We start from the raw sequence: 23,085 nt of genomic DNA on the forward strand, positions 1-23,085 counted from the left end.
GGTGAGTGCTCACCCCCCGCCAACTGATCGCCGACATCGCTGTACTCATCCGCGGCTGCCGATCAAACCGGCAGGAAATCAGGGGCGCAGCAGGGGACGTCCTTCAAGCGCGGCTTCCCAGAGCTTTTCCGCGGCATCTTCAGTGTCGCCGTCCAGGAACTCGGGCAACAGGATGTCAGCCGCGTCATCCGCGTCGGCGTCTTCAAGGTAATCGCCCTCGGACACGCGCAGCCGACGGGCCTTCAGATCATCGACAAAGGCGACCTCGCCCCTGTCCCATGTTTCGAGCCACGCGCCCGCAGATGCAGCACCGTGTACGACGAGCATTCCCGAGTCGGAGAGTTCCGTCATCAGCAGGCCCCCGACGGTGAGCGAGCCGCCGATGAACAGATTGCTGTCCACGAGGCACATCAGGTGCTGCGCGGTGACCGAGCCGGTGACATAAAGCGGCGTGTAGACGTCTGCGTTCAAAAAGCGCATCGGCCCGTTGACCGTCAGGTCGCCATCGATGACGTAAACGGTGTCCTGCGCCAGACCAGGGTCGTTCCCTATCGACAAAGGCCCGTCGATGGTGAGGTCACCCTGGTGAACGAAGAAGCACTCTGGTTCGTCCCCGAAGAGTTCTTCCAGGTCATCCACGTGATTCTCGCTGGCTTTGCAGATGTCGTAGCGCTCTGTCGCCTCGGACAGCGGTACTGATTCCCAACGTGTGCTCCACTGCTCGAAGGACACCTGACTCCTCGCGTTCTGTCCGATCCCGGTTTGCTGTGCTGGGGGCCGCATGCGGGCCGCAGCACAGCAAAGGCAATCCAACGAGTCTTGCACACGCGTCATGGGCAGCATCGGCAGAACTACGCAGTCCATTCCGTCAACCCGTTCCCGCTGGACCGGCGCGTCGCTCCGGCCGCGCGCACGCGCACCACAACCCAGATAGACGCCTGGGCGCCGGAGCGGACAGGCCGCTACCGGCCCACGGTTCACCAAGATCGAGAATGTCAAAGAATCGTGCGTCAAACGCCCTTCAGAACACGATCAAGTGCCGCCCGGCCTGCGGGTCCCCAGTTCGGCTTGCCGCCGGGAAGGCCCCGATCTCCGTTCTGCCCCATGAGCATCAGGAAGAGGCTCTTCATAGCGGCCAGCCCGCGGGCGCGCCGGATCGCCGCCTCGTCTGCGTGCGCGTACATGTCGAAGAACCGTGCGGCCGTGCCCGCGGGTAGCAGCACCCATGCGGCGGCGAGGTCCCACGCCGGATCGCCGGCGAACATGCCACCGAAGTCGACGATGCCCGAGAGCGTTCCGTCCGAGACGACGACGTTCGCGGGATGGAGGTCGCCGTGCACCCACACCGGCGGGCCCTCCCACTCGGGGGCCGCGACGGCGTCGGCCCAGACGGCCCGGACGGCGCGGACATCGCCGACGGCGTCGCGGTCAATGGCCTGCAAGAACTGCTCGAAGCCGCCCGTGCACCTCTTGGGGTGAGCGCCGAAGTCCGAACTGGCGGGGGCCTCGGCGGGCGCCTCCACATGGAGCGCCTGGAGGAAGCCCGCCAGCGTGTCGGCCGCGTGGGTGCCGCGGCTGATCGAGCCGTGGTCCAGCGGCTCGCCGGGAACCCACGTCATCACGGTCCAGTGCTTGGGGAAGCGCTCGGACGGTTCGCCGAACCGCACCGGGGTCGGCACCGGGAGCGGCAGGCGCGGGGCCAGCACGGGTAGCCACCGCCGCTCCTTGAGTTGGAGCTCCGGGGTGGGGTCCATGCGCTGCATGCGCACGGCCAACTCGTCCCCGAGGCGCCACATCTGGTTGCCCCAGCCGCCCTCCACCTCGCGGATGGCCAGCCCAGCAAGGTCCGGATGTTGCTCCTGCAGCAGGTCGCGAACCAGGTCTGCGGTGATCTCAATCTCGGTGTCGGTCATGCGAGATCACAGTACTGAGGCGGCAGGCGGAGCGGCTCGGTACGGCAGTTCGCCGGCGTGGTCATGGCCACACCTTCCCGCCCGCGATCCGACTCCGTGACGCCCTCCCGCGACCACGGATCCTCACCGGGCCATACGGTCAACCTGCCGACATTCTCGGCAGGCGCCTGGAACGCTGATGACCGGTGACTCTTCCGGCATGCGCCCAAGCACGCGATCGCCACGGCCCGGTTCGGTAGCTGTCGTAGTGGTCAGACGTCGGGAGCGGCCATTCACGTAGGCCGGAGGCGAGAAGGCAGACGGGACCGTGCGATCGCGTGCTGGTGGCCGGCGCAGGTCCCGCGCCGCGGCTGGGACCGGAGCGCCGGCGTGGCGCCCGCCGAGCGAGCCTGACCAGCTACGGGCCGGGCTCGCTCGGGCAACAGCCCAGAGGGGCATCGCTCGGCGGAAGAAGCCAGCGGAGAAGGCCGAAGAAGCCAGCAGAGAAGAACGAAGGGACCGTGAACTATTGACGGGGCATGGCGAATATGTGATCACACTCAGGGCGCTCCAGAAGCGCCACCACGTAGGTCGTCGTAGCGACCACCACGTCCCAGATCGGGCCATCCGCCCTCTCGAACTCTTCCATCGATTTCCGAACAGCTCGGCGGGCCCTGGAGATCTCCTGGTCCGCCCCGATGCTCAGCGCTTCATGGAGGGCTTCGCCGAAGCCGATGATCCTTCGGCAGGTGGCGATGTCCCGCTGCCTTCCGCGTGGGAGGACTCCCCGTTCTATCTGTGCGGCATGCGCTGAATCGCCGGCCTCTTCGGCGTCCCGGAACCCGAGGACACGGGCCGCCCTGGTCGCGAGGTCGGTATCCAGTTTCTCCCACGCCTGAGTATCCAGCCGGGACAGCATGTAGATCGTCCGGCCGACGAGGAGCTCATAGGCCGACGACCGCTTCTTCGAGGTTTCCTTCGTGGCATACCAGTCGAAGCCGATGCTGATCACGAGGGACGCCGCGGAGAATCCCACAACGCCGGACAGCAGGTTGACCATGATCGGATGCCGGTCGAGGTACTCCAGATGGTTTTCCTCCAGGTACACGCTCAGGCTGAATGACAGAAGCGCCACGAGAGCCAGGAGAAGTTGCAGCCTTAGCGGAAGTGACTTCATGGGTACTCCGTGAGGCGTCGAGGGCGATCGCCCGAAGCTGGCGGCTGTCGATCCAACGGTCAGTGGTCCAGCACGGTTCCCTGCCGTGTCCCGCCGGTGAGGGGCGCGCGCGCAGGGTGCGGACCTTCTCCTCCAGACCCGGCCTGCCGACCTCCTTGAAGTCGATCAGGTGATAGGTGCCGGCGTCCGGTCGCGTGGTGCAGGAGACCGGTGTCGGGGGCGGCACGGCGGCGCCGCCGAGCATCTCCACCTCCTGGCCGAGCGTCCCGGTAGCCGGTGCCGCGGGGTCGGCGTGGTCGTATGCGCGCGCCAAGGTGTCGAGGACCCGCCGAAGGGGCACCCCGGGCGGGCAAGGGTGACAGCGGTGATCGTTCGGGCTCGCAGGCCGCCCAGCTTCGGCCGCGCGATGATCACCGGGCATCGGCCGGAGGGCGGCACCGCTCCGCTCCCGCGCACGACCGGCGGGGTAGGGCCGGTAGGCCAGGCGGCATACCGGCAGAGCCCTGGTGCGCTGCTGGTCGAGCGTTGACGAGCGGCACTCACCCAGAGCCGAGCGTGAATCAACAGGACCGAACCCGCCGCTTCGCCCGCATGTATCGCCATCGCTGTCCGTCTTTCCGACTGCTTCCAGCCCGTCCGAGTGCAGATGTGTTGAGATCTAGTCGTTATAAAGTGCGGTATTGCATGATTCTGATGATTCATGGTGAATTGCAAGGGCAAGGCTGTTCGTATTCGTCCCGGCCGCCCCATCCCCGGCCCGCGACGGGCCACCGTCCCAGCACTTCCCACCCGTTTTCACCGTGCCGCCTCACGGCTCTCCCCAGCACCCCCGCGAGGGCAGGCTCCGGCATGCCCCAGCCGGGCCGTACCAGTGGAGCCTGCCCGCCATCCACCCCCCATGGAGGCAGTTCGTGCGTGCGCTTCGACAACTTCTCTCCGGCTTCGCCGCGACGACCCTGCTGAGTACGGCCCTGGTGAGCGCCGGGCTGGCCGCGACCGTGGCAACGGCCGCTCCCGCAGCCGCGGCGGCGGTCGACGACGGTCTCGCGCTCACCCCGCCCATGGGTTTCAACAACTGGAACAGCACCCACTGCCGTGCCGAGTTCAACGAGGAGATGGTCAAGGGAATCGCGGACCTGTTCGTCTCGAAGGGACTGAAGGACGCGGGATACCAGTACGTCAACCTCGACGACTGCTGGGCGCTGCCGCAGCGCGACCAGAACGGCAACCTGGTGCCCGATCCCGTACGGTTCCCCCACGGCATCAAGGCGGTGGCCGACTACGTCCACTCCAAGGGCCTGAAGTTCGGCATCTACACCAGCGCCGGCACCAGGACGTGCGATGTCCAGGGCTTCCCCGGCGGGATCGGCCACGAGCAGCAGGACGCGAACCTGTTCGCCTCCTGGGGCGTGGACTACCTCAAGTACGACAACTGCGGCGACCATCTCGGGCAGAGCGCGCTTGAGCGGTACACCACGATGCGCGACGCGCTCAGGGCCACCGGGCGGCCGATCGTCTTCAGCATCTGCGAGTGGGGCTCCAACCAGCCGTGGCTCTGGGCCCAGGGCGTCGGCCACCTGTGGCGCACCACGGGCGACATCAGCGACAGCTGGTCCTCGATGCTCGACATCATGAAGCGCAATCTGGCGCTGGCGCAGTACGCCAAGCCGGGGGCCTGGAACGACCCCGACATGCTCGAAGTGGGCAACGGCGGCATGACGGACACCGAGTACCGCACCCACTTCAGCATGTGGTCGATCATGGCCGCTCCGCTGCTCATCGGCTCCGACCTGCGCAGGGCCTCCGGCGAGACGTTCGACATCCTGCTCAACAAGGAGGTCATCGCCGTCGACCAGGACCCGCTCGGGATCCAGGGAAGCGTGCTGAAGTCCGAGGGCGGCCGGTGGGTCGTCGTCAAGCCGCTGGCCAACGGGGACAAGGCGGTCGCCCTGTTCAACGAGAGCGACCGGGCGCAGCGCGTCGCCACCTCGGTGACCGAGATCGGGCTGGCCGACGGCAGCCCGGCCTACCGGGTGCGCGACCTGTGGGCCCGCACGGACGCCCACACCGAGGACGTGCTCGCGGCGACGGTCCCCGCGCACGGCACGGTCATGCTGCGCGTCTCCAAGGACGCCGGATGGGCTCGGTACGCCCCCGCGGTCGAGCTGAGCCCGCAGGGCGAGGCCGCCTATCCGGACGGCCCGGTGCTCGCCCACCCCGGCAAGCCTCTCACCCTCACCACGACCGCGGTCAACCACGGGCACGTCCGGGCCGAGCGGCTCTCGGTGCGGGTGAACGCGCCCGAAGGGTGGAAGGTGGAGGCGACCTCCCCCACGACGAAGGGCATCCTCGCTCCCGGCAGGACCTTCCGTACCACCTGGAAGGTCACCGCGCCCGCCACAGCCCCCACCGGTCACCACGAGGTGACCGCCACGCTGGACTACACCGGCCCGGGCGGCCGGCCGCAGGCCCGGACCACGGGCACGACGGGCCTGCTGGTGCCGCCCGCGGCCCCCACCGGCAGCGCCCACCTCAGCGACGTCGCCTGGCTCAGTTCGACGAACGGCTGGGGCCCCGTGGAGCGGGACCGCAGCGTCGGTGAGGACGGCTCGGGGGACGGCGGGCCGCTCACCGTCGGCGGAGCGGTGTACGCCAAGGGCCTCGGCGTGCACGCCCCGAGCGCGGTCGAGTACTACATCGGCGGCGCCTGCACCCAGGTGACGGCCGTGGCCGGCCTGGACGACGAGGCGGGGACCCGCGGCACGGCCGCGTTCGAGATCTGGGCGGACGGGCGGAAGGTCGCAAGCACCGAGGTCATGACCAACGCGATGCCCGGGCAGCGGCTCACGGCCGACATCTCGGGAGCCGCCCTGCTGCGCCTGGTGGTCACCGACGGCGGGGACGGCATCAACTACGACCACGCCGACTGGGCGGACGCCAAGCTCACCTGCGCCGGCCCCACCCACAACCACTACGAGGCCGAGGCGCCGGCCAGCGCCGTCGAGGGCGCTGCCCTGCGGGCCGCGTGCGGCGGGTGCTCCGGCGGCGCGAAGGTCGGCTACATCGGCAACGGCGCCGCCAACGCCGTCACCCTCACCGGCGTCACCGCGCCGAGCGAGGGCGACTACCGGCTGGAGATCCACGGCCTGGTCGACGGCTCCCGGTCCTTCTCCGTCAGCGTCAACGGCGGCCCCGCGACGCAGGTGGCGCTGACCGGCACCAGCTGGTCCGTCCCGGCCGTCGTGACCGTCACCGTACGGCTCGCCGCCGGCGCCAACACGCTCCGCTTCGGCAACGACACCGCCTATGCCCCCGACCTCGACAAGGTCGTCGTCCACGGATGACCACGGCTCCCGGCCCCGGGCGGACCGCCGCCCGGGACCACGGATCCGGCCCGGGGTGAACCGCCGCCCGGGGCCGTCCGGCCGCCCACCGGCCACCCGGCGCACGACCGCCGACCTCAGTCCTTGACGACCTCCACCCAGTAGCGGCCGTCACCGTCACGGTGGGCGCCGTGGATGTCGGTGGCCAGGTCGGGGAAGGCCCGATCGAAGTCCTCCAGAGCCCGTAGATAGGTCATCAGCGGACCGTCGGCCGGGCCGGTCGCCTCGCCGGGCATCAGCATGGGGATCCCGGGCGGGGTGACCACCACCGTGGCCGCGGCTACCCGCCCCGGCAGGCCGTCCAGCGAGACGCGCTCGGTGCGGGCCCGGATCATGGCCTGGTAGCAGTCGGCGGGAGTCGACACCGCCTCGGGCAGGGTGGTGAAGACCTGGTCGAGCAGCTTCCCGACACCGGAGTCGCGCAGCTTCTCATGGACCAGGGTGCAGAACTTCTGCAGCGAGATCGCGGACGGCCCGAAGCCCGGCAGCACCTCCGCCAGGTCCAGATCGTTGTCGTAGGCGTTCTTGAAGTCGGTGAGCGCGTCGATCAGCGTGCCCCACTTGCCCTTGGTGATCCCCATGGAGAACAGCACCAGCAACGTGTGGTCGCCGGTCTTCTCCACCACGATGCCGCGCCGCTCCAGGTAGGCGGCCACGACGCGCGCCGGGATGCCCCAGTCGAGCGTGCCCGTGGCGGCGTCGGCACCCGGGCAGGTGATCGTCACCTTGACCGGGTCGAGCAGGCAGTAGCCCTCGGACATCCCGTCGAACCCGTGCCACGCGGCCCCCTCGTCCAGCGTCCAGCACCGGGGCTCGGCGCACAGCAGCGCAGGGTCGGCGTCGGCGAACGAGACGTCCTGGCCGGTGCGCGGGTCGGTGACCGTGGGGGGCTGCCAGACGCCGAAGAACCAGTCGGGCCGCAGGCCGTCCTCGCGGATGCGGGCGGCCAGCCGTACCATCGCCTGCCGGAAGCGGACCGCCTCGACGATCGCCTCCCCGGTCAGGAACGGCCCGGACGGGCCGTCCATCATCGCCGCCGCGACGTCCAGCGAGGCGATCATCGGGTAGAGCGGCGACGTGGAGGCGTGCATGAGGTAGGTCTCGTTGAACGCGTCGTAGTCGACCGGCGCCCGCTCCGCCGGGCGGACGTGCAGCATCGCCGCCTGCGACAGCGCGGCCAGCAGCTTGTGGGTCGACTGGGTGGCGAACACGGTGGGACGCCCCGCGCCCGGCAGCGTACGCTCGTCGATCGCCATGCCGTAGCGGCCGGCGTAGAGCGGGTTGAACCGGGCGTAGGCGAACCACGCCTCGTCGAAGTGCAGCCGCGGCACGCTGGCGCCCAGCAGCTCGCCGACCCGCACCGCGTCGTAGCACACCCCGTCGTAGGTGGAGTTCGTGATCACCGCGTACGTCGGATCCCCGGCGGCGAGGGGGTGGGCGGCCACCCGGTCACGGACCGCGTCCGCCTGCAGTACGGCGGGCGGGATCGGGCCCGCCAGCCCCAGCCCGTTGCGCTCGGGTACGAGGTAGACCGGGCGGGCGCCGCTGATGGCCAGCGCGTGCTGGACCGACTTGTGGCAGTTGCGGTCCACCAGGACCGTGTCGTCACGGGCGATCGCGTGGTGACCGACGATGCGGTTGGCGGTGGAGTTGCCGTTGACCACGAAGAACGTGCGGTCGGCGGCGAAGACGCGGGCGGCGTTGCGCTCGGCCTCGCCGATCGGGCCGGTGTGGTCGAGCGGCGATCCCAGCTCGGTGACGGAGATGGACAGGTCGGTGCGCAGCAGCCGCTCGCCGTAGAAGTCGAAGAACGCCCGCCCCACCGGCGACTTGAGGAACGCCACCCCGCCCGCGTGCGCCGGTGTGTGCCAGGAGTAGCGATGGTGATCCTGAAGGCGCCGCAGCGCGCTGAAGAACGGCGGAAGGATCTTCTCGGCGTACTGCTCGGCCGCGTGGGCGATGCGCCCGGCGATGAACTGCGGGGTGTCCTCCAGCAGGAAGACGTAGCCCTGGATGACCTCGTACACCCACAGCGGAAGCTCCTGCTCCTGCGTCATCAGGAAGACGGGCAGGCCGCGGAACCGTTTGGCCACCGCGCCCAGCAGTTCCTCGGCCCCCGGCGCGTCCCATGCCGCCAGCACCGCCGTCAGTGACGCGTCCGACCCGACCACCGCCAGGGCGTCCTCGGCCCGGTGGGTCCAGCGCACCTGGAGCCCGTGCTCGTCCATCGCCGCGCACACGCGGCGGAGCTGATCGGCGAGTGCCGAATCGGCGTCGGGACGTTCGGTGACGGCGGCCAGAACCGTTCGCTCCATGCGGCACTCCATGATCGGGGGAAGGGATCGGGGGAAGGGTGGAAGACCTCCACGCAATAGTAACGGTACGCCGTCGATTGGCAACTCTGTGTAACACGGCTGGGTGGCGGACGAGGGGCGGGCCTGACCGGCCGCGCGCAGGTGGTGGTGCCGTCCTGCGCATGCGGCGCGGCCAGGCCCGCTTACCGGCCCGATCCTCCGCCTAGGGCGGTGGTGTGCGGATCAGCCGAGGTTCCAGACGGAGGAGATGCGGTCGTTCCAGCCGCTGGGGACGAGGTTGGGGATGTCGGTGAACGGTGCGACGAACAGGGAACTGCCACCGAAGTTGATGTGCTCGTAGTAGCGGACCGAGCAGTTCGTGCCGCCCATGGAGCTGATGACGTCGTTCCAGTCGTGCAGGTGCAGGGGCCCGTGGTGGACGCTGGTCAGGTCGTTGTGCGCTTCTCGGGCCGCACACCAGAACCAGTCACCGGCGTACTCCACGTGCTCGAACATCTGGACCTGGCCCCACGTCGCGGGGCGCGGGTCCCGCGCGGCCCCTGCCTGGGCCAGTTGCGAGGCCGCCCACAGCGCGCCGTTGAGCGCGCTGTCGTCGGTGAGGGCCGACAGCCGCTCGGGGCCGTAGATGTAGGTCAGCGGACGGCCGTCGAACCGCGACAGGTCGCGGGGGTCGTGCTCGACGCCGTCCACGACCACCGCCATGGCGGGTGCCGGGTGCGTGATGGGCTGCGTGGAGGTCGCCCTTGGCGCGCTCAGCGCCTGGGCGGCGTCCATCTTGACGGGCGGGGCCGAGCGGGGCGCGCTGACGGCCTTGCTGACGAGTGCCTCCAGTGTGGTGATGCCCTGGTCGCGCAGCAGCGCCAGCACGTCGGCCTCGGCCAGTCCCCCGACGTGGTCGGAGAACTCCAGGAAGCGCTCGACCTGGCGGCGGGCGGGGGTTGAGATGCTTTTCACGGGTGTTCCTCCCCTGTGAGTGGTGCGAACTCCTTCATGGTCGGGTGAGGCGGCGGCCCGGACATCCCCCCAGTGTTGGGGATGGCGTTCAGGTGGTGAAGGCGGCCATGAGCTCGTCCCTGCCGGCCGCGCCGGTCTTGCGGAAGACCGCCTTCAGGTGGTCGTTCACCGTGTACGCGGACAGGCCGAGCAGCCGCGCGATCTGCTTCGGCGCGGCTCCCCCGCACAGCAGTTCCAGCACGCCGCGCTCGCGCGGCGTGATCGCGTACCAGTCGCAGAACGAGGGCAGCATGAGCGCGCCCGCGGCCGACTGGATGACCACGGCCACGTCGCCCGTGCCGTCCTCGTCCAGGGCTTGGCCCTCGACGGCGAGCCAGCGGCCGTAGTGGGCCGCGGGGGCGCAGATGAGCGGCCGGCCGCCGCCCGATCCGCGGACGTGCTCGCCAGCGTCGATCGCCAGCGCCGTCACGAACGTGTCGGCCAGCCAGGCGTGCGTGCCGTGCCGGACAGGGCCGCGCAGCCGCTCGAGCCACGCCTGGGCCTGCGGGGTCACGGTACGGATCGTGCGGTCGGGGCCGACGACGATCACGCCGGCGGGCAGCGCGGCCGCGGTGGGCGCCAGCGGACCCGCGGTGACGTACCGGCGCAGCGCGGTCACCAGCGCCGGGCCGAGCAGCGCCGCCCTGCGCAGGTCGTCGCCGGTGAAGGGGTGGTCGTCGCAGGCGCGCACCAGCCCGAGCAGGCCCCACACGCCGCGGCTGTCACGCAGGAGCAGCCGCAGCTCACAGGAGACGCCGCAGGCCGCGAATGCCCGCCGCGCCCCCTCGTCGGCGCCGGCCACCGCGACCGGCACCTGCCGGCGCACCAGGGACGAAGGCCGGCAGGGATCGCCGTGGGTGTGACGGTGGGCGAGCAGGGCCGTGGCGAGTTCGCGTTCGTACCGGTGCCAGAAGCTGAACGAGCCCTGCCCGAGCCCGGTCGCCGGGCTGGTGCCGATCAGGCGCAGCGCGTCGTGGCGTACCCACGGCGCGATGGCCGCGGAAAGCGCGGCGCCGAGATCCTCGGCGGCGATGCCCCGATCCATCAGCGTGCGCAGTTCGTGGACCACCCGGTCCTGGCATGAGGTCACGCCGCTCACGTCAGCACAGCGTGGAAAGCATCCGCAAGCGGAGGGTAGTGTTTTGACTACTCACAGCTTGAGCAGGCTCTAGCCAGGCGCGCCCTGCCGTTCGGGCAGGGACCAGCTCGCCAGCAGCCGCAGCGCCTCCTGCGAGGGCGAGCCGGGCTCGGCCGCATAGGCCACCAGCACCTGGTCGGACTCTCCGGTCACCGTGAACGACTGGAAGCTCAGCGACAGCTCGCCCACCACCGGATGACGAAGCCGCTTGGTCCCGCGCGTCTTCTCCAGCACGTTGTGATCGGCCCACCAGCGGCGGAAGTGCGCGTTCTTCACCGACAGCTCGCCCACCAGCGCTGCCAGCAGGGCGTCGTCCGGATACTGGGCCGCCTTCAGCCGCAGGTAGGCGACGACCTCCCTGGCCTTCTTCTCCCAGTCGACGAAGATCTCCTTGCTCGCCTCGTCGAGGAAGCAGAAGCGCGCCCAGTTAACGGCGCGCTGCGCATCGTCCACGCGCTCACGCCCTCCCTGCTGCGGGCGGCGGCCACCGGGCCCGCCGACCTGATCAACATCTCCTCGATCGCTTCGCACGTGCCTTTCCCCAGCTTCGCCGCCTACACCGCGAGCAAGGCCGCCGTCACCCACCTGTCCACGACCCTGCGCGCCGAACTCGGCGGCCGTGGGGTGCGGGTCACCGCCGTCGAGCCGGGGGTCGTCGCCACCGAGCTGCAGGGGCACGTCACCGATCCCGCGGTCAACCAGTGGCTCGACGGGCTGATCGGCAGCATCGAGGTGCTGTCGGCCCAGGACGTGGCGGAGGTGATCGCGTTCACGGCGGCTCAGCCGGCGCATGTCAATCTCTCGCGGATCACCATGTATCCGACTCGGCAGGTGTAATGAGCCCGGACCTGGGCGACGGTGTGGGAGCGGCTGGGTTTCGAGCCACTCCCACACCGTGTGGACGCTCAGGGGGGAGCCGGCCGGTAGGGGCACGGACAGCGCCCGCTCAGCCTGGGGAGGCCGGCGGGCCCTGGTGCCCGTCGGCGCGGGGCGGATGCCTGGCTAGGTCAACTGTCCGACGGTGAACCCGGCCAGCAGCTCGCCGTCGGGCGGGATGACGCCGTAGCTGCTCTCGGGCAGCTCGTTCCAGGCTCCCGGCAGGTCGCCGAGCGGCTCGGACACGACCAGGCGGGTGTCGGCGGACAGCCCGCGCAGCCACGCGACATCCGGGTGCAGCGAGCGCACGGACTCGACGCTGGAGCTGTAGAACAGCGTGCGCGACTGGCGCCGGCTGGAGTAGCGGAAGACCCACACCCGCTCGCCGTTCGACGTCGCGACCGTCATCTGCAGCGGGAACTCGATGCCGTGCTCGTGGCCGAGCCGTTCGACCAGGCCGGCCATGCGGGCCACGGCCTCCGGCGGGTCGTCGTCCAGGCCGAACGTCAGCGCCAGGTAGAACATCACCTCCGAGTCCGTCGTGCCCTCGATGCGGGAGAACAGCGCGGGGTCGACGGCCATGCACAGCTCTCGCCGGAGTCGGTCGAAGCCGGTGACCACGCCGTTGTGCATCCACAACCAGCGTCCGTGCCGGAAGGGGTGACAGTTGGTCTGCTGCACCGCCGTACCGGTCGACGAGCGGATGTGGGCGAAGAACAGCGGCGAGCGGACATGCTCGGCGATCTCCCGCAGGTTGCGGTTGTTCCACGCCGGGCCGGTGTCCCGGAAGATCGCGGGGGTGCCGATGCCGACGGTGTACCAGCCGATGCCGAACCCGTCGCCGTTCGTCGTCTCCACGCCCATCCGGGAGCGCAGGCTCTGGTCGATCAGCGACGGCTGCGGACGGTACAGCACGTCGCACAGCAGCATGGGCGTTCCCGAGTAAACGAGCCATCTGCACATGAGCCACGCCTTTCCTCAACAGGTCGTACAACCTCCGCCGTACCCTCTCGGCCGGGTGGTATGGCGTGGCCTGCGCGCGACGGTGCCGGCGAAGGAGCAGGTCAGTGACCGGAGCCCCGTGCGGGTGGGCCCGCACGTGAGGTCGCTAGGTGGCGTACCGCCGCAGGAACATGTCGACACCCTCGCGGATGAGGCGTTCGGCGAGGTCGGCGGTGAGCGTGGTCCCGAAGGAATTGAAGATCAGGTGGGGGTAGACCGTCAGCCCGAAGAACTGGATCGTGGCCACCTCGATGTCGCCGACGGCGAGCCGGCCGCGCTCGGTCAGGTGGCCCAGGATCTCGCCGAGGAGCCCGGCGAACCGGCCAGGCCCGCGCTCCTGCCAGGCCCGGCCGATCTCGGGGAAGCGGCGCAGCTCGCCGGTGACGAGGTTGCGCAGCTCCGGCCGCGGGGGCTCGATCGCCTCGGCGACCATGGCGCGCGCGGTGCGCGTGAGCACCTCGCGGACGTCCTCCGCGGCAAGCACGTCGGCCTTGACCTGGGAGAGTGTCGAGCCGATCTCGTCCAGCGCGTCCTCGACCACCGCGGTGAACAGGTCTTCCTTGCAGCCGAAATGGTTGTAGACGGTCACCTTGGACACGCCGGCGGTGGCGGCGACCACGTCGACGCTGGCGTCGAAGCCGTCGCGCAGGAACACCTCGCGCGCGGCGGCGACGATGGCGCGCCTGCTGCGCTCGGCGCGCTTGCCGGTGGGAGCGGATGCGGCGGTGCCTCTGGCCATGGCGCCATCCTACCCAACAGCTGAACGATTGAGTACAGTAAAACTTTCCTGTACCGTACAGTTCAGTTGATTCGAGGAGGTTCGCCATGCCCGATACCGTCACCACCGCCACCCTCGCCGTACCCGGCGCCCGGCTGCACTACGAGGTGCGCGGCCAGGGGCCCGTCGTGGTCCTGGTCGGCGCCCCGATGGACGCCAGGTCGTTCGAACCCCTGGCCGACCTGCTGAGCGCCGACCACACGGTGCTCACCACCGATCCGCGCGGCATCAACCGCAGCCCCGTCGACGACCCCGGCCAGGACTCCACGCCCGAGATGCGCGCCGACGACCTCTCGCGGCTGCTGACTCACCTGGGCGCCGGTCCCGCCGCCGTCCTCGGCTCCAGCGGCGGCGCCGTCAGCGCGCTGGCCCTCGCCCAGGCGCACCCCGACCAGGTCCACACCGTCATCGCGCACGAGCCCCCGCTGATCGAGTTGCTGGAGGACCGCGAGGAACTCCGCAAGGGCACCGAGGAGATCATCGCGACGCATCTGGCGGGGGACGCCCGCGGGGCGTTCCGCAAGTTCCTGGAGCAGGCGAACATCTTCCTGCCCGAGGAGGTGTTCGAGCACATGGTCGGGGGCGATCGCGACCCGCAGGACGTCGCGGACGCGGACTTCCAGCACGCGCACATGCTGCGGCCCACGGTCCGATGGGTGCCCGACGTGCACGCCCTGCGCTCGGGGACGCCGCGGATCGTGGTGGGGATCGGCACGGACTCGGCCGGGCAGCTCTGTGACCGCTCCTCGCGAGCCCTGGCGGACACGCTCGGGGTCGAGCCGACGATGTTCCCGGGGGACCACGTCGGGTTCGCGGGGGATCCCGAGCGCTTCGCCGCCCGGCTGCGTGCCGTACTCGCCGCGGCCGACCTCTAGCGTGGGCCGCACCCCCTGATACCGGCGCGGGCCGATCACGGGCGATGGCGCCGGCCCGCACGGTCGGGATGCCGGTGCGGGCCGATCACGGGTGACGGGATCGGCCCGCACGGCCGGGCCACCGACGCGGGCCGATCCCGGTCTCAGGACGCGAGAGCCGGCGCCGCGGCGAGCGCACGGCGGAGCCGGTGGCCCCACGCCCGTTCGCCGACCCTCATGGGATGGGATCGCCGGCGTGGGGTGGTCGCGCGGGGGCCCGGCCCCCGAGGTGCCGCTCGATCAACGCCAGATCCGCTCGGTCCTTCGGGCGGCCCAGGAGCCGCTTCCAGCGGCGTACGTCCGCCAGGGACTCGTACCTGAGGCCGTCGACGACCTCGGACCGGGCGATCAGCTCGTCCACGGAGCCGGCCTCGGCGAACCAGCCGTTGAATATCTCGATCCTTCCGTCCAGGACCGCGACCTTCTCTACGTGCTCGCCGAACGGGGACGGCTCCGGCGCGCCGAACGCGCACGCCCTGGCCCAGGCCCGGCCACGGGCGACCACGTCGAGGTCGCGGATGTCGTCCTTGATGCCGTGGGCGAGGAGCGGCCCGCTGCCCGCGATGACGAAGTCCGCCGAGGGAAGCTCGAGCGACAGCAGTGCTCGGACCAGGGGATGGTCAATGGCTCTCATGAGAGCTCATTCTCGGCGCTTCCCCGGCGCGGTCCGGCCGGTGACGGGGCGAGCCGCGCGCCGCTCCAGCCGGCGACGTCCGGCGCCGACGACACGCTCGCCAGCGGCGTGCCGTTCCGCGTGCCGGCCGGGCCCGAGCGGTCCGAACGGCTCGCCGCCGTCCTGCACGTGCTGTACACGCTGCGCGCCCCGCTCCCTGCCGCGCCTCGGACCGTGCCTCGGGGCGCCTCGGGACGTGCCTCAGCGCCACACCTTGTCGAGGAACCCGGCGACGAGCGGGGCGATCTCGGGCAGCTTCTCCTCCAGGGCGAAGTGGCCGGTGTCGAACAGGTGCAGCTCGGCGTCGGGCAGGTCGCGCAGGTAGGCGTGGGCGCCGGGCTCGGGGAAGAACATGTCGTGGCGCCCCCAGGTGATGAGCGCCGGCGGGGTGTGCTCGCGCAGCCACGCCTGCCACCTGTCGTACTGCTCGACGTTGGAGTGGTAGTCGAAGGCCAGCGCGACCTGCGCCTCCTTACGCCCGGGCAGGTCGAGGAAGTGCTGGTCGAGGGTCCAGCCGTCGGGGGCGACCGCCTCGGGGTCGCCGGTGCCGCCTTCGTACTGGCCGCGCGTGCTCTCCAGCGTGAGCAGCCCGCGCACGGTCTCCTCCGCCCCCGCCACCTCCGGGCGCAGCGCGATGAAGTCGCGCGCACCGGCCGACAGCCCGTCCTCGTAGGCGTTGCCGTTCTGCACGATCAGGCCGGCGATCCACGACGGGTTGCGCAGGGCGAGTCGGAAGCCGACGGGCGCGCCGAAGTCGAAGACGTACATCACGAAGCGCTCCAGCCCGAGCCGCCGCACGAAGCCCTCGGTGATGTCGGCCAGCCGGTCGAAGGTGTAGGTGAAGTCGTCGGGGGCCGTGGTGTGGCCGAAGCCGGGATAGTCGGGGGCGATCAGCCGGTAGCGGGCGCCGAGCGCGTCGATGAGCCGCCGGTACTGGTGGGACGCCGACGGGAAGCCGTGCAGGAGCAGCAGCACGGGGGCGTCGGGATCCTCGGGGAGCGACTCCCGGTAGAAGACCTTCACCCCGTCGACGTCGACGAACCTGTGCACCACACGCGGGACCAACATGTCACATGCCTCCGTAGCGAGAAGATGCATTAGTTATAGCACTAATGGGCCAGGATGGCGATGTACCATTAGAACCATGCTCATCGGAGAGCCCCTGGCGCTCGACCTGATCAATACCCGCCCGGCCGGCACCGACCTGATCGCCACCCCCGAGGGGCTCAGACACTGGCTGGACCTCGAGGCCGACCGGCTGCAGGGCCTGGACGGCCTGCCGTCGGCGGCCGACCTGGCCGCCGTGCACGCCGTACGCGACCACGCCGGCACCGCCGTCCACACGCTCATGCGGGGTGAGCGGCCCGCGCCGGCCGCGCTGCGCGGCCTCAACACGGCCCAGCGCGCGGCGCCCGCGGTCAGGGAGCTGCGCTGGGACGGCGAGGCGCTCACCGCGGTCCCCGTCCGCACGGGTTCGCCGGGTGTCCGGCTGGCCGCGATCCTCGCCGAGGCGGCGGCCGACCTGTTGAGCGATCCCGCCGCCGGGAGGATCCGGCAGTGCGCGGCCGACGACTGCGTGATGCTGTTCCTGCCCGCCCACCCCCGGCGGCGCTGGTGCTCGGCCGCGCTGTGCGGCAACCGGGCCAGGGTGGCGCGCTACTACCAGCGCCACAAATCAGTGTGAAACTTGCCGGATGAGATCATTACTAGTCGCGATGTGCATGGCGCTCGCGGCGGCGATCCCCGCCTTTCCTGCGCATGCCGAGACCTATTCCTACGCCGACGCGATCCGCGAGACCGCGTGGGTGGAGCTCGACGTCGACCTCGATCGCGACGGCCACAGGGACCGCCTGGCCGCCGACGTCATCCGGCCCGCCGAGCCGGCGGCGAGCGGGCTCAAGGTGCCTGTCCTGATGGACATCAGCCCCTACTACGCCTGCTGCGGCCGGGGCAACGAGGCCCAGAAGAAGACCTACGACGCCGACGGCAAGCCCACCGGCTTCCCGCTGTACTACGACAACTACTTCGTGCCGAAGGGCTACGCGGTGGTGCTGGTCGACATGTCGGGCACCAACCGGTCGACCGGCTGCATGGACAGGGGCGGCCGGCACGACGTGGCCGCGGGCGCCCAGGTGGTGAACTGGCTGAACGGCAGGGCCCGCGCCTACACCGAGCCGTTCGGCGGCGAGCCGGTGGCGGCCGGCTGGTCCACCGGCGCGGTCGGCATCTGGGGCAAGTCGCACGACGGCTGGCTGGCCAACGGCATCGCCACGACCGGGGTGCGCGGCCTGAAGACCGTGGTGTCGATCGCCGGGAACACCGACATCTACCGCACCTACAACGCCAACGGCGCCTGGCGCGGTTACGTCCGGACCGACGACGGCCCGCCGCGGCTCTACAACGAGCGCGCCATGCGGCTGTGCAAGCCGTTCACCGAGGAGCTGAACCGGCTGGAGGGCAGCGACGGCGACTGGAACCGCTACTGGCAGGAGCGCGACTACCCCGGCAAGGCCGACCGGGTGCGGGCCAGCGTCTTCGTGACCCAGGGGTTCGGCGACTACGCCGTGGCGGCGTCGAACTTCTCCCTGTGGTGGCAGGCGCTGCGGGTGCCGCGCAAGGCGTGGCTGTTCCAGGGCGGCCACGTGGACCCGTTCGACCTGCGCAGGGCCGACTACGTGCGCACCGTCGAGCGGTGGTTCGACAGGTGGCTGCGCGGCGTCGACAACGGCGTCGACCGCGAGCCTGCCGTGACGATCGAGCACGCCCCCGACCAGTGGCGTGAGGAGCAGGCCTGGCCCGCGGCCGGCGCGCGGCCCCGTACGTGGTGGCCGGGGCAGGACGGCCTGTCGACCGCCCCTCCCCCGGCGTCGGCGCGGGCCACCTTCCAGGACGACCCCGACATCGGCCGGTTCGAATGGGTGAAGGAGGGGCCCTCGAACCACCGGCTGCTGTACAGGTCCGAGCCGCTGGCGGCCGACACCCGCCTGTCGGGCACCGGCAGAATCACGGTGACGATGAAGTCCTCCACGCCGGTCGCCAGGGTGGGGATCGCGGTGGTCGACTACGGCCCCGCCACCATCAGGGACTACGTCGACATCACCGGGACGGGCGGCATCCGCACCCTCACGACGCGCTCGTGCTGGGGTGAGGGCAGCGCCACCGACAGCGCCTGCTACCTCGACACCGAGACCGCCACCACGACCGTCGACCACGAGATCGTCGCCACCGGATGGGCGGACCTCGGCCACCACGCCACGTTGCGGCGCGGCATGCCGCTGAACCCTGAGCGGTTCTACACGATGAGCTTCGACCTGTCGCCGCTCGACCACGTCGTGCCCGCCGGGCACCGTATCGGCCTGGTGATCGGCGGGACGGACTACTGGGAGTTCCTCGAACCCGGCCAGCGGCCCACGCTCACCGTCGACCTGGCCAGGACCACGCTGACCCTGCCCACGGTCGGCTGACCCCCGCTCCGAGGCATCCACCCGGGCGGACGAACGGCGCGGCGGAAATGGTGCGGGCCGACGAAGCCCGCCGCTCCCGCAGTCAGCAGGATGAACCGATGACCGACCTCACTCCCCTGCAGCGCCTGCTCGACAGCGAGGCGACATCCCGCCACGTCCCCGGTGCCGCCGTCGGCGTGCTCGCCGACGGCGTGCAGCACATCCTGACCACCGGAGTCACCAGCGTCGACGCGCCGGCCCCCGTGACCGGCGACACGCTGTTCCAGATCGGGTCGACCACCAAGACGGTCACCGCGACAGCGGCCATGCATCTCGTCGAACGCGGCCGGCTCGACCTGGACGGGCGCGTGCGGCAGTACCTGCCCGGCTTCCGGCTCGCCGACGAGCGGGCCGCGGACGAGCTGACCGTCCGGCACCTGCTGACCCACACCGGCGGATTCCTCGGCGACATCGACGACGGCGAGAGCTGGGACACCTCGGCGCTGGCCGACTCGATCGGCACCTACGACCGGCTGCCCCAGCTCTTCCCGCCCGGGGCGCTCGCCTCCTACAACAACGCCGGGTTCCGGCTGCTCGGCCGGATCGTCGAGGTCGTGTGCGGCGAGCCGTACGAGCAGGCGGTCAGGCGCATCGTGCTCGAACCCCTGGGCATGAGCTCCAGCTTCTTCTTCCCCTGGGAGGTCGCGACGCGGGCGCACGCGGTCGGGCACGCCGTACGCGAGGACGGCCCGCGGGTGGCGCACACGTGGGGGCTGTTCCGCGAGGGCATGGCCGAGGGCGGGCTGGTCTCGTCGGTGCGCGACCAGCTTCGCTACGCCGCCTTCCACCTGGGCGCCGACGGCGAGGCGCCGATCTCGGCGGCCACCAGGGAGCTGATGCGGGCCGAGCACGTGCGGGTCGGGGCGCCGTGGACCGGCATCGGGCTGCCGTGGCTGCTGGAGGAGCAGGCGGGCGTGCGGCTGGTCACGCACGGCGGCAACATCGGCAACCTGCAGCTGTCCACGTTCGTGCTGGCGCCCGAGCACGGCTTCGCCGTCACCACGCTCACGAACTCCGCGCCCGGCAAGGCGCTGGGCGCGCTGGTGACCGACTGGTGCCTCGAGCACCTGCTCGGCGCGAAGCCGCAGGCCGTACGGCTGGCGCTGCGCGCGCCCGCGCCGGAGTACGCGGGCGGCTACGACGCAGGGCAGTGGACCTTCGAGGTCGACGAGAACCTGACGGCGCGGTTCGTGCTGCGGCCCGAACTGGTGAGCGCGGGGGTGGAGGGCATGCCGGACCTGCCGCTGGCGCTGGTCGAGGGCGGTGACGAGGTGACGATCGCCGCCGACCCGCGGCGCGTCGTGGGCCGCTTCCTTCGCGACGACGCGGGTGAGATCGCCTTCCTGCACCTGGGCGGCAGGGCCGCCCGGCGGATCCCGACATCGTGATCCGCGGCAGAGTCGACCGGTTGCTCACGTGCTCCTGAGGTGCCGCGACCACGTCCCCCCACCCACGACCCGAGGTACACCCGATCCGGCGGCACCCGGCCCTGTCGATGTCGTGGAACCCGAGCACGCGCCGACGCCGCCAAGGGCCACTTCGTGGCGGTCCTCCAGCAGGTCGGCCATCGGCTGTCCCGAGTGACGGTCAGCCGCAGCGGCCGGGTGGCCGGGGGCGATGCCGTACGGCTCGCGCCCTCCCCACGAGGCTGCGAGCCGTACGGTCAGGGGCCGGGTTTCAGGCCCCGATCCACACCGCCGCCAGGATGATGAGAATCACCGTCTCGGCGACGTCCAGCCGTCCCGCCCACCGGGAGAAGCGGCGCAGGTCGGCGGAAGGATGCCTGCCGCGGCTGAAGGATCGCGCCGCGATCAGCACCAGCGGGAAGGCGCGCCCCGCCGCGACACCCAGGAACGGAAGAACGGCCGGCCACCAGTTCGGCGCGCCCAGTGGCCACAGCACCAGCAGGTAGAGGCCCGGCGACGACAGGGCGGTGGCGAGCCCGGTCCCGAGCGCCACGCCGAAGACTCCGGCGTAGGGGATGGGGCCGAGCGCCACCCAGTGCCGCGGGACCCGCCACGGGCTGCCCTCCAGCCGTACCGGCAGGAGCCCGCCGGCCACCAGCGCCAGGACCAGGGCCACGCCGCCGAGCGCCCACGCCGGAAGCCCGCCCGTGACCTCGCCCAGCAGGTAACCCGTGGTCGCGGTCGCCAGCGCTCCCAGCGGAAGGCCGGCGGCATAGGCCGCGACCGCGAACGCCTTCAGTTGCTCTCTCCCCCGGACCGGAGGAGACGCGATCACGTGGACCGCGTTACCGCCTCAAGGCGTCTGCAGCCCCTGGATGCCGCTCAGGATGCCGAGCAGCGCCAGCAGCGGAATCTCCCAGCCGTCGGCGACCCTGGGGACGGACAACGTCACGGCGCTGACGCCGACGCCCGCCACGAGAGCGGGACCGGCGACCGACCACCTGGGGCTCAGCGGAACCGTCAACCGCATAAGACCCCTCCTGGACTGATCACGACCAGGCCGGTCATCGGCCGTTGCAGTAGCAGTAGCTTCCCCCGCACTTGCAGTCGCAGCAGTAGTAACCGGGCGAGTACGACCAGCAGGCGCCTCCGCCGCAGCCGTTGTAGTAGCTGCACCCCGCGCTGCTGAGGCAGTCGCTTCCCGAGCATCTGCTCGATCCGCAGTAGCCGCTCCCGAACGGCCCGGTGCACACCGCCGCCTGCACGGGCGACTGCCCGACGGTCAGCCCGGCAAGGGTTCCGAAAGCGGCCGCGGTGGCCCCACGCAGCACCTGGCGGCGGTTGACCCTCGACGCGGTCCAGGTGAGCAGTCGTTTCATCGGGAAGTGCTCCTCTCCTCTGTGGGCGCGGACAGAACTGTCAGCTGGGTGGCCTCGTGGGCGGCCAGTTCCAGGCCGTCGAGGCCGTTGACGATCCCGCGTGACCGCACCCGGCCGTCATGGCCGACCGCGACCGAGAACGGGGTCAGGCCGACCTCGTACCGGGCGGCGATACGGCCTCGGGGATCGGGGACGACGCGGATCACGGAGGCCAGGTCACCGGCCCATTCACGAACCGCGCGGGGATGGCCGTCGCAGATGACCACCACCAGGACGTCGGGGTGCTCCGCCGCGAACCTCCGCAGCACCGATCGCAGGGCACCGCACAGGGTGCATCCGGTGGAGGCGAACACCGTGATGAAGGGACGGTCCTGCGCGGGAAGCGTCACGGCTGCGCCGTCCAGATCCCTCGCGTCCAGGGCCGGGAAGAGGCTCCCCTCGTCGGGACCGTGCGCGACCCGTCCCTCCGGACTGGTCATGTACATCTGCCCGAAGTGGTGGTAGAGAGCGAACACCGCGCCCACCAGCACAGCGACGAGAACCCACAGAACGACATACGAAATCACGAACAACATACTCATGTGCACCTCGTGCTCGATCCGGCAGCGGCGGGAGCGGAACCGCCGGGAGTCACCTGCTCCCTCTGAGCGTCGAGCGGAACCTTTCGAACTGGATCGTCCGCCCGAGCAGTGCGAAACAGGCGATGCAGGCCACCCCGAGCAGCACGCCGGTCAACGCGGCCGGCAGGGCCGTCGGGTCGGTGATCGGCGACGTCGCGCCCTGGCCGCCCACCGACGCTCCGGGGCCGCCCGTCGACAGCGCGAGAAGAACGAGACTCCCCGCGAGAAGAACGGCCGCCCGGACAGCGCTGACCGATGTCGGGACACCGGAATCCAGCGCTCCGAAACATCGGCAACTCTCAGAGACGCCCAGACGGGCGGCGTTCACCAGGACGGCGGTGAATCCCAGGGACAGTCCGGCGGCTCCCAGGGCCGCCCACCATCCCGTTCCGGCGATGAGGCCGAGCCCCACGACCGCCTCACAGAGGGGGACCGCCCCCCGCGAGATCCGCACCAGGACAGGAGGGACCGCCATGGCTTCGAGGAAAGGGGACAGCGAGACACCCCCTCCCGCCTTCATGAGGGCGGCGAAGACCAGCTGGAAACCTATCGCCGTCTGGAGGACGACGACCCACTGCCCCGAGCCGCTCAAGACGAGACCAGCTCCGGGAGGGACCTGGCGACCTTGACGAGTTCGTCGGCCCCGACGTCGCGCGGCGCCCTGAGCGCATAGGTGCCGCCCGGGGCGTTGACCGTCACCGAGTGCGCGTTCGGCGCCCAATACCGGTCGCCGTCAGGTCCGGTGAACATCCACAGGCCGTCGTGGTAGACGGCGCTCGCCCCGGGAATCCCGAGGTCCACAGCGATTCCCGGACGGTTCTCCGTGCCCTCCAAGGTGCGGCCCGGCTCGGCGACGAAACAGACCACCAGCGGTGAGGCCTGCTCCTCGCGACCGGAGCCACGCGTGTACACGAGTGCGATCTGGTTTTCCAGGGTGCCGAACCCGGGGGCCTCAGGCCCTTCCGTCCGGAACTGGAACTTGAATCCTCGGAGGACGTACGAAGGCTGCAGATTTCTCGTTTCCACAGTTCTCCTC

Annotated in this window: 24 protein-coding genes; 7 read left to right on the top strand and 17 right to left on the bottom strand. The window is 70.8% G+C overall.

The features are described from left to right. Window positions 1–78: 78 nt before the first annotated feature. The 3 genes from ABZX22_RS31650 to ABZX22_RS31660 all read right to left on the bottom strand — a co-directional run bounded on the left by ABZX22_RS31650 (window position 79) and on the right by ABZX22_RS31660 (window position 3,069). On the bottom strand, window positions 79–732 hold the full coding sequence (locus ABZX22_RS31650; protein ID WP_354916003.1) for a hypothetical protein: 654 nt from the start codon (window positions 730–732) through the stop codon (window positions 79–81). Between the two features lie 278 nt (window positions 733–1,010). Continuing rightward, on the bottom strand, window positions 1,011–1,913 hold the full coding sequence (locus tag ABZX22_RS31655) for an aminoglycoside phosphotransferase family protein (protein ID WP_354916006.1): 903 nt from the start codon (window positions 1,911–1,913) through the stop codon (window positions 1,011–1,013). Between the two features lie 505 nt (window positions 1,914–2,418). After that, window positions 2,419–3,069 carry a hypothetical protein gene (locus ABZX22_RS31660; RefSeq protein ID WP_354916009.1) on the bottom strand — a complete coding sequence of 217 codons (651 nt, stop codon included), beginning with the start codon at window positions 3,067–3,069 and terminating at the stop codon, window positions 2,419–2,421. 364 nt (window positions 3,070–3,433) lie between these two features. Between ABZX22_RS31660 and ABZX22_RS31665 the strand changes: the two genes are divergently transcribed. Further along, window positions 3,434–3,598 (top strand): hypothetical protein, encoded by a 165-nt coding sequence (locus ABZX22_RS31665; RefSeq protein ID WP_354916011.1) that lies wholly within the window; start codon window positions 3,434–3,436, stop codon window positions 3,596–3,598. A 382-nt stretch (window positions 3,599–3,980) separates the two neighbouring features. Continuing rightward, window positions 3,981–6,413, top strand: a complete 2,433-nt coding sequence (locus ABZX22_RS31670; RefSeq protein ID WP_354916014.1) for an NPCBM/NEW2 domain-containing protein — start codon at window positions 3,981–3,983, stop codon at window positions 6,411–6,413. A gap of 116 nt (window positions 6,414–6,529) precedes the next feature. Here the strand turns inward: ABZX22_RS31670 and ABZX22_RS31675 are convergent, their stop codons facing one another. The 4 genes from ABZX22_RS31675 to ABZX22_RS31690 form a co-directional block, all read right to left on the bottom strand. Then, window positions 6,530–8,767, bottom strand: coding sequence for an Orn/Lys/Arg decarboxylase N-terminal domain-containing protein (locus ABZX22_RS31675; RefSeq protein ID WP_354916017.1), 2,238 nt, complete (start codon window positions 8,765–8,767; stop codon window positions 6,530–6,532). 222 nt (window positions 8,768–8,989) lie between these two features. Next, window positions 8,990–9,721 (bottom strand): hypothetical protein, encoded by a 732-nt coding sequence (locus tag ABZX22_RS31680; RefSeq protein ID WP_354916020.1) that lies wholly within the window; start codon window positions 9,719–9,721, stop codon window positions 8,990–8,992. Between the two features lie 88 nt (window positions 9,722–9,809). Beyond that, window positions 9,810–10,859 carry a helix-turn-helix transcriptional regulator gene (locus ABZX22_RS31685; protein ID WP_354916023.1) on the bottom strand — a complete coding sequence of 350 codons (1,050 nt, stop codon included), beginning with the start codon at window positions 10,857–10,859 and terminating at the stop codon, window positions 9,810–9,812. A gap of 69 nt (window positions 10,860–10,928) precedes the next feature. Beyond that, window positions 10,929–11,351 (bottom strand): hypothetical protein, encoded by a 423-nt coding sequence (locus tag ABZX22_RS31690; RefSeq protein ID WP_354916026.1) that lies wholly within the window; start codon window positions 11,349–11,351, stop codon window positions 10,929–10,931. 18 nt (window positions 11,352–11,369) lie between these two features. Here ABZX22_RS31690 and ABZX22_RS31695 point away from each other — a divergent pair, with 18 nt between their 5' ends. Then, the gene (locus tag ABZX22_RS31695; protein ID WP_354916337.1) at window positions 11,370–11,735 is read left to right on the top strand and encodes an SDR family NAD(P)-dependent oxidoreductase; all 366 of its coding nucleotides are present in this window, start codon (window positions 11,370–11,372) and stop codon (window positions 11,733–11,735) included. 165 nt (window positions 11,736–11,900) lie between these two features. Here ABZX22_RS31695 and ABZX22_RS31700 read toward each other — a convergent pair whose 3' ends face one another. Both ABZX22_RS31700 and ABZX22_RS31705 read right to left on the bottom strand, forming a co-directional pair. Beyond that, window positions 11,901–12,737 (bottom strand): class II glutamine amidotransferase, encoded by an 837-nt coding sequence (locus ABZX22_RS31700; protein WP_354916029.1) that lies wholly within the window; start codon window positions 12,735–12,737, stop codon window positions 11,901–11,903. 145 nt (window positions 12,738–12,882) lie between these two features. Beyond that, window positions 12,883–13,515 carry a TetR/AcrR family transcriptional regulator gene (locus ABZX22_RS31705; RefSeq protein WP_354916032.1) on the bottom strand — a complete coding sequence of 211 codons (633 nt, stop codon included), beginning with the start codon at window positions 13,513–13,515 and terminating at the stop codon, window positions 12,883–12,885. Between the two features lie 86 nt (window positions 13,516–13,601). Between ABZX22_RS31705 and ABZX22_RS31710 the strand changes: the two genes are divergently transcribed. Next, on the top strand, window positions 13,602–14,429 hold the full coding sequence (locus tag ABZX22_RS31710; RefSeq protein WP_354916034.1) for an alpha/beta hydrolase: 828 nt from the start codon (window positions 13,602–13,604) through the stop codon (window positions 14,427–14,429). A 214-nt stretch (window positions 14,430–14,643) separates the two neighbouring features. On the opposite strand, the gene ABZX22_RS31715 is transcribed toward ABZX22_RS31710, so the two are convergent. After that, window positions 14,644–15,102 carry a hypothetical protein gene (locus tag ABZX22_RS31715; RefSeq protein ID WP_354916037.1) on the bottom strand — a complete coding sequence of 153 codons (459 nt, stop codon included), beginning with the start codon at window positions 15,100–15,102 and terminating at the stop codon, window positions 14,644–14,646. Window positions 15,103–15,342: 240 nt separating this feature from the next. Continuing rightward, window positions 15,343–16,209: an alpha/beta hydrolase gene (locus tag ABZX22_RS31720; protein ID WP_354916040.1), complete on the bottom strand. Its 867-nt coding sequence runs from the start codon at window positions 16,207–16,209 to the stop codon at window positions 15,343–15,345. A gap of 76 nt (window positions 16,210–16,285) precedes the next feature. Here ABZX22_RS31720 and ABZX22_RS31725 point away from each other — a divergent pair, with 76 nt between their 5' ends. The 3 genes from ABZX22_RS31725 to ABZX22_RS31735 all read left to right on the top strand — a co-directional run bounded on the left by ABZX22_RS31725 (window position 16,286) and on the right by ABZX22_RS31735 (window position 20,032). Next, window positions 16,286–16,825: a CGNR zinc finger domain-containing protein gene (locus ABZX22_RS31725; protein ID WP_354916043.1), complete on the top strand. Its 540-nt coding sequence runs from the start codon at window positions 16,286–16,288 to the stop codon at window positions 16,823–16,825. Window positions 16,826–16,835: 10 nt separating this feature from the next. Then, window positions 16,836–18,605, top strand: a complete 1,770-nt coding sequence (locus tag ABZX22_RS31730; RefSeq protein WP_354916046.1) for a CocE/NonD family hydrolase — start codon at window positions 16,836–16,838, stop codon at window positions 18,603–18,605. A gap of 98 nt (window positions 18,606–18,703) precedes the next feature. Next, the gene (locus tag ABZX22_RS31735) at window positions 18,704–20,032 is read left to right on the top strand and encodes a serine hydrolase domain-containing protein (RefSeq protein ID WP_354916049.1); all 1,329 of its coding nucleotides are present in this window, start codon (window positions 18,704–18,706) and stop codon (window positions 20,030–20,032) included. A 289-nt stretch (window positions 20,033–20,321) separates the two neighbouring features. On the opposite strand, the gene ABZX22_RS31740 is transcribed toward ABZX22_RS31735, so the two are convergent. From ABZX22_RS31740 to ABZX22_RS31765, 6 genes are read right to left on the bottom strand one after another with little or no spacing between them, the layout of a single operon-like run. Beyond that, entirely contained in the window at window positions 20,322–20,885 is a 564-nt protein-coding gene (locus ABZX22_RS31740) for a hypothetical protein (RefSeq protein ID WP_354916052.1), read from the bottom strand. Between the two features lie 18 nt (window positions 20,886–20,903). After that, window positions 20,904–21,080: a hypothetical protein gene (locus tag ABZX22_RS31745; protein WP_354916055.1), complete on the bottom strand. Its 177-nt coding sequence runs from the start codon at window positions 21,078–21,080 to the stop codon at window positions 20,904–20,906. A 34-nt stretch (window positions 21,081–21,114) separates the two neighbouring features. Beyond that, entirely contained in the window at window positions 21,115–21,429 is a 315-nt protein-coding gene (locus tag ABZX22_RS31750; protein ID WP_354916058.1) for a hypothetical protein, read from the bottom strand. Continuing rightward, window positions 21,426–22,004, bottom strand: a complete 579-nt coding sequence (locus ABZX22_RS31755) for a hypothetical protein (protein ID WP_354916061.1) — start codon at window positions 22,002–22,004, stop codon at window positions 21,426–21,428. Before ABZX22_RS31755 ends, ABZX22_RS31750 begins: the two co-directional genes overlap by 4 nt. Before the next feature lie 55 nt (window positions 22,005–22,059). Then, entirely contained in the window at window positions 22,060–22,641 is a 582-nt protein-coding gene (locus ABZX22_RS31760; protein WP_354916064.1) for a MauE/DoxX family redox-associated membrane protein, read from the bottom strand. Continuing rightward, complete coding sequence (locus tag ABZX22_RS31765; protein ID WP_354916067.1) at window positions 22,638–22,961, bottom strand: hypothetical protein; 324 nt, start codon at window positions 22,959–22,961, stop codon at window positions 22,638–22,640. Before ABZX22_RS31765 ends, ABZX22_RS31760 begins: the two co-directional genes overlap by 4 nt. Window positions 22,962–23,085: the final 124 nt, after the last annotated feature.

This window comes from Nonomuraea sp. NPDC003804, assembly GCF_040610675.1.
Taxonomy (GTDB): domain Bacteria; phylum Actinomycetota; class Actinomycetes; order Streptosporangiales; family Streptosporangiaceae; genus Nonomuraea.

Coding starts and splice junctions, on each gene's coding strand:
- ABZX22_RS31655 (WP_354916006.1), bottom strand. CDS start 1,913: ATGACCGACACCGAGATTGAGATCACCGCAGACCTGGTTCGCGACCTG.
- ABZX22_RS31660 (WP_354916009.1), bottom strand. CDS start 3,069: ATGAAGTCACTTCCGCTAAGGCTGCAACTTCTCCTGGCTCTCGTGGCG.
- ABZX22_RS31675 (WP_354916017.1), bottom strand. CDS start 8,767: ATGGAGCGAACGGTTCTGGCCGCCGTCACCGAACGTCCCGACGCCGAT.
- ABZX22_RS31700 (WP_354916029.1), bottom strand. CDS start 12,737: ATGTGCAGATGGCTCGTTTACTCGGGAACGCCCATGCTGCTGTGCGAC.
- ABZX22_RS31705 (WP_354916032.1), bottom strand. CDS start 13,515: ATGGCCAGAGGCACCGCCGCATCCGCTCCCACCGGCAAGCGCGCCGAG.
- ABZX22_RS31710 (WP_354916034.1), top strand. CDS start 13,602: ATGCCCGATACCGTCACCACCGCCACCCTCGCCGTACCCGGCGCCCGG.
- ABZX22_RS31715 (WP_354916037.1), bottom strand. CDS start 15,102: ATGAGAGCCATTGACCATCCCCTGGTCCGAGCACTGCTGTCGCTCGAG.
- ABZX22_RS31720 (WP_354916040.1), bottom strand. CDS start 16,209: ATGTTGGTCCCGCGTGTGGTGCACAGGTTCGTCGACGTCGACGGGGTG.
- ABZX22_RS31725 (WP_354916043.1), top strand. CDS start 16,286: ATGCTCATCGGAGAGCCCCTGGCGCTCGACCTGATCAATACCCGCCCG.
- ABZX22_RS31730 (WP_354916046.1), top strand. CDS start 16,836: ATGAGATCATTACTAGTCGCGATGTGCATGGCGCTCGCGGCGGCGATC.
- ABZX22_RS31735 (WP_354916049.1), top strand. CDS start 18,704: ATGACCGACCTCACTCCCCTGCAGCGCCTGCTCGACAGCGAGGCGACA.
- ABZX22_RS31745 (WP_354916055.1), bottom strand. CDS start 21,080: ATGCGGTTGACGGTTCCGCTGAGCCCCAGGTGGTCGGTCGCCGGTCCC.
- ABZX22_RS31750 (WP_354916058.1), bottom strand. CDS start 21,429: ATGAAACGACTGCTCACCTGGACCGCGTCGAGGGTCAACCGCCGCCAG.
- ABZX22_RS31755 (WP_354916061.1), bottom strand. CDS start 22,004: ATGTTGTTCGTGATTTCGTATGTCGTTCTGTGGGTTCTCGTCGCTGTG.